At 73.5% G+C, this 2524-nt stretch carries 3 protein-coding genes; all 3 read right to left on the bottom strand.

The window, feature by feature from the left end; all coding sequences use genetic code 11:
* Positions 1–144: 144 nt before the first annotated feature.
* The gene (locus tag RWM17_RS14040; protein WP_314104672.1) at positions 145–801 is read right to left on the bottom strand and encodes a peroxiredoxin-like family protein; all 657 of its coding nucleotides are present in this window, start codon (positions 799–801) and stop codon (positions 145–147) included.
* Positions 802–1076: 275 nt separating this feature from the next.
* On the bottom strand, positions 1077–1853 hold the full coding sequence (locus RWM17_RS14035) for a DNA-formamidopyrimidine glycosylase family protein (RefSeq protein ID WP_314104670.1): 777 nt from the start codon (positions 1851–1853) through the stop codon (positions 1077–1079).
* Between the two features lie 209 nt (positions 1854–2062).
* On the bottom strand, positions 2063–2524 hold a 462-nt coding region (locus RWM17_RS14030), incomplete at its 5' end, for a hypothetical protein (RefSeq protein ID WP_314104668.1).

Here is a 2524-nt window from a genome sequence, read left to right as displayed (position 1 = left end):
CGGCGGGACGCGGGTGGGCGCGGCCCCGGGTCGGGGCGGGCGCGGAGCGACGCGAACGGTACACGCCGCGGCGGGGGCCCGCGTCGTCTTGTCCCTTTCGCGTCGGCTCGCGCCCGCGGGCACCCGCGTTCGGGCGCTCCCGGGTCAGCCCAGCTGGTCGAGGGCGGTGACGACCTCAGCGACCTCGGTGCGGGTCGTGTAGTCGACGTGGACGTCGGCGAAGACGACCCGGCCGTCGCCGTCGACCACGAGCACCGTCGGGAACGGGATGTCGCCCGTCGCGTCGGCGTTGCTGTCGGCGACGTCGAAGCCGAGCCGTGTGTGTGCCGCCCGCGCGTCGGCGGTGGGCTCGGTCACGATGCCGAGAGCGCGGCTGAGGACGTTGCCCGGGTCGGACAGCACGGGGAACTCGAGCGAGCCGTTCGTCGTGGCGAGGTCGCTGCCCTCAGGGGTCTGGGGGCTGATGGCGACCAGGGCGACGCCGCGCTCGCGCAGGGTCGGGAGCAGCTCCTCCTGGTAGGTCTTCAGCGTCAGGTTGCAGTACGGGCACCAGGCGCCGCGGTAGAAGACGAGCACCGCGGCCGATTCGCCGATCGTCTCCGCGAGGGAGACCTCGTCGCCCGCCGGGGTGAGCAGCGTGGCGTCGACGACCTGGTCGCCGACGGCGATCGCGTCGTCGGGCACACCGGCCTCGCGGAGGCCGCGCTGCTCGGCGTCGAAGACGGCGCTGAGCTCGGGGCCGATCTGGGCGGTGAAGCCCTCGTTGAACGTGCTGACCTGCGTGGCGATGTCGGTCGTCATGGCGTGCTCCTCCGTGAGGCCGCGCGTCGGGTGCGGGCCGGGTGCGTGCGACTGTAGGGGCACCTCCTCGGTGTCGTTCGCCGGTGCGTCACGGTTCGTCACGAACGCCCCCGCCCCCGCTCCCGCCGTCGCCGTCGCCGACGCTGCCGCGTGCGTGCGTGCGTGCACGACTCAGGACCAGCGGCCCGGGTCCTCCTGAACGGTGCACGGCTCAGGACTCCGAGTCCCCCGTCGCGTGATGCAGGACAGAAGTTCCTGAACGGGGAGGAGGCGCGTCAGCTCTGGCAGTGGGGGCACCAGTAGGTGTCGCGCAGCTCGAGCTCCGACTCGCCGAGCTCGCCCCGGACGATCTTCGTGCCGCAGCGGAGGCACGGCTTGCCGGCTCGTCCGTAGACCCAGTCGGTGGTGCCGCGCAGGTTCCCCGTGGTGGTGCGCTCGATCCTGTCCTTGTTCGCGACGATGAGCCGGTGCGCGAGGTCGATCATCTTCGGGCGGTTCTCGACCTCGCCGACCGGACGGGTCGGGAGCACCCCGCGCAGGAAGCAGACCTCGGCCCGGTAGACGTTGCCGAGGCCCGCGAGCACGCGCTGGTCGAGCAGGGCGAGCCCGACCTCGCGCGCGGGGTCGGCCTCGAGGTTGTGGAGGGCCAGCGCGGCGTCCCAGTCGGGGCCGAGCAGGTCGGGGCCGAGGTACGCCGTGACCGAGTCCTCCGGGTCGCGGGCGACGAGCTCGACGATGCCGAGGTCGAAGCCGACGGTGACCCACTCCTCCGTCTCGAGCACCACCCGCGCCTGGTACGCGGGCCGCCGCCACTTCGTGCCGTGCTTGTACACGTGCCACGAGCCCTCCATCTTGAGGTGCGTGTGCAGGGTGTGGTCGCCGATGTGGTGCAGGAGGTGCTTGCCGCGGGCGATCACGTCGTCGACCACCTCGCCGCTGAGGTCGACCGTGGCGAACGCCGGGACGCGGAAGTCGGTCGACGTCAGCACCTGGCCGTGCAGCACGGCGTCGAGGTTCTTGGCGGAGCGGTAGACGGTGTCTCCCTCGGGCACGGTGGGGGCTCCTCCTGGTCGGTGCGGTGCGGTGCGGTGCGGTGCTGGGGCTGGGGCTGGGGCTGGTGCTGGTGCTGGTGCTGGTGCGGTGTGGTGCCGGTGCCGGTGCGGATGTGGTGCGGTGCTGGTGCTGGTGCTGGTGCTGGTGTCGCCGTCGTCGAACGGTCGTGGTCGTGGTCGGCCCCGACGCGGCGACGGCCGGGCGCGGCCTACGACCGCAGCCGGATACCGCTCGGGGTCGGGGCGAAGCCGGCGTCGCGCAGGGCGTCACCGAGACGGGTGCCGAGGACGAACTCGCCGTCGACGCGCTCGACTGCGAGCTTGCCCAGCCTCGTGCGCACGACCGACGCGAGCGAGCCGGCTGCCAACGCGAGTTCGCGGTCGTCGGGCTCGCCGAAGGTGAGCAGGGTCTTGCCGCCGCGCTCGACGTAGACGGTGAGGCGTCCGTCCACGAGCACGACGAGCGAGCCGGCCTTGCGGCCCGGACGATGACCGGTCCTCTTCGACGTACCGGTGGCGGTTCCGGTGCCGGTTCCGGTGCCGGTGCCGGTGGTCGGTCGCTCCGGGGCGGTGCCTGCTCCGTCGGGACGGGTCAGCCCCGCCACCGCGGCCACGGCGCCGTCGCCGGCGGTGCCCTCGGCCGCGGCGGGTTGCCCGGGCCAGGGCAGGGC

It is taken from the genome of uncultured Frigoribacterium sp. (genome assembly GCF_963515265.1).
Classification (GTDB): Bacteria; Actinomycetota; Actinomycetes; order Actinomycetales; family Microbacteriaceae; genus Frigoribacterium.
This window is presented reverse-complemented; position numbering and strand designations above follow the sequence as displayed.